Annotated in this window: 2 protein-coding genes and 1 pseudogene; 2 read left to right on the top strand and 1 reads right to left on the bottom strand. The window is 33.4% G+C overall.

Annotated elements, in window-relative coordinates:
* Positions 1-409: 409 nt before the first annotated feature.
* Together A9239_RS14290 and A9239_RS20605 are read left to right on the top strand one after the other, a co-directional pair.
* Positions 410-859 carry a MarR family winged helix-turn-helix transcriptional regulator gene (locus A9239_RS14290; protein ID WP_048117118.1) on the top strand — a complete coding sequence of 150 codons (450 nt, stop codon included), beginning with the start codon at positions 410-412 and terminating at the stop codon, positions 857-859.
* 75 nt (positions 860-934) lie between these two features.
* Positions 935-1,057: a hypothetical protein gene (locus A9239_RS20605; RefSeq protein ID WP_255361960.1), complete on the top strand. Its 123-nt coding sequence runs from the start codon at positions 935-937 to the stop codon at positions 1,055-1,057.
* 813 nt (positions 1,058-1,870) lie between these two features.
* Here the strand turns inward: A9239_RS20605 and A9239_RS18520 are convergent.
* Positions 1,871-2,316: pseudogene (locus tag A9239_RS18520) on the bottom strand (ISNCY family transposase); the annotation flags it as partial.

Here is a 2,316-nt window from a genome sequence, read left to right as displayed (position 1 = left end):
CAAAAATCTGAATAGTCAGGCTTTTGAAACAAGCTCATTAACAAATTGGAAACCAGAAAAAATTTGATTATATAGGGGCGGCTGATGCTTGAATATACCTTAATTGTCAAATCATAAAATATAAATAAACCCAGTTCCTTTTTAGTTTGAAATCTAACAGTACGAAACTGAATAATAAGATTGAACACGGTCATAATTCGGATGATAAGATATATTAAAATCCAGTCAAATTGGATAAAACAAGGAAAGCCATTAAAACCAGCAGATTCGACTAAGAAACACCTCGCAAACAAACCTGCTGGATAAGAAATGTCTCGTAAAAAAACCTCTAATGGCTACTATCCTGCCTTTATCATCTGAATCATGACTGGAAAATTAGGACTGGAAGAAAGCCCTGACTGTGATACCAATGAAGGAAGAAAAAATAAAAGAAACAGTAAAACTTCAGTTTGAGATTATTAATCTGTTTCAAAAAAATTTTGCCAAAATATTTCACAAGACAGTGGACAGTCCATATGGCCTGAATAAAAATCAGAACCGAGCTATTTTGATTATCGGGGCAATAGATAATATTATGCCTACGACCCTGGGGCAATGTCTTGATCTTCAGAAGGGAAGCTTGACAAGTATGATCGATGCTCTGGAAAGAGAAGGGCTTGTCTGCAGAAAAAAAGACCCTCAGGATCGAAGAAAAACCCTGATTTCTCTCACCGAAAAGGGAAAAGATTACAGGAAATGGTTCATAGGAGAACTTGAAGAAAATACCTCCCGGATTCTCAGAAGGCTGGATGAAAAGGATATCCTTGCATACAAGGAGAGCCTGCAAATAATGCTTACAACGCTGAAGAAGCTTGATTGATACTGCCAACAAAAAAACAGTGCAGGAGAGAAGCTTGATGATACTGTCTGAACAAAAAATCGTGAAGGGGAGGCAATGGACATCAAGCTAGAAACTCAAGAGACTGGGGGTTATAGAAATAAGGCAAAAATTTATGTCGGACTACTGAGTTTGAATGAAGCTATAGCAAGGAAAATCCATGGATTTACCCAGCGGTAAGACCAAAAATCAATTCTGTTTGATTCTGTGCTGGAAAAAATAAAAAAGAAAGAATATCTGAAAGTTTAAAAGTAACTTCTGCTTTTTTTAGAACATAGGCCCGAAGCAACTGACTGAAAAGCTCAAAGCTGAACTCCTTCTGTCTCTTAACGGCTCTTAATAAAACCTTAAAGGACCTCATTTCTACGGAGAATCAAAACCTACTATTGTGAATCTAAAGCCTGTTTTTTAAACCTTCAAAGATATGAAAGCTTTATCACATATAAGATATACTTATATATGATAACTAGGTAATAAGTTGCCGTAAGCCGGTTAATTAGTTATTATAAAATTAAAAGAGAATAGAATCAAAAGGTAGCAAAAATGAAGGAAATAGTTTCACAAAAACCCCTGGATCCAGTTCTACATGGTTTCCTCTTGAGAGATAGCAGGCCCGTACAGATTTCAAAAATAATGAGCTTTCTGAAGTGTTTCCCGGAAAAAATTAAATCTGAAAAATAAAAGCTTAAGGCGCAATTAAAAAGTGAATGTACGAGTTTTATTTTGAAGTAAAAATGAAAATACAATAAAAATACTAAAAATGAAAATACGACTCAGTTTCATAATTTAATGATTTCTCATTTTTTCTGTCCTTAAAACTTCACTTTTCTCTGTTAACTGCTCAAATAACCTGTAATAATCCTTGAGAAACGATTTCTTTGACAGTAATGCCAAAGAATTATTTTACTCCGTTAATTTTTCACTAAATTTTTTGACTAAAATCGATATGCTCCGCTACTTAATCCTTAACTCAGCTCTCAAAAATCTCTTTTACTAAAGCTTAAATGGAGTAAATAATCTGAACAATTCCAGAAATGACTTTTGGTTTCTTGAGCAAATTTAATCTTCTCATTTGGGCAAGTTTGATCTGATTCTCAGTTCCTTTATCAGTCCTGAACTGCTTCTTGTTATCCGTTTTTAGACTTTTTGAATAATAGCTTTCAATAGGATTATTTGTCGCTGGCGCTCCTGGAAGATAATGGAACAAAGTAAGATTTAGCCAGTGTTTATTGATCATCCACAATCGTTTTTGAACCAATTCATCATATGTTCTTATATTTTCCATTAATTTATTGAAGTTATATTTTGCTTTTTCAAGACTATTAAGTGGAAGATTTTCCTTTTTCCATCTTCTTTCAAGCTTTAATTTATTTTAATACTTGTAAAATTTTTTTGCTTTTTCACTCCATTCCTGATGTTTTTCTTCTTTATTAACTAAG

Source organism: Methanosarcina sp. A14 (assembly GCF_001729375.1).
In the GTDB taxonomy this organism is placed as follows: domain Archaea; phylum Halobacteriota; class Methanosarcinia; order Methanosarcinales; family Methanosarcinaceae; genus Methanosarcina; species Methanosarcina barkeri.
The sequence above is the reverse complement of the archived record's forward strand: the minus strand, read 5'-3'. Positions and strand labels throughout refer to the sequence as shown.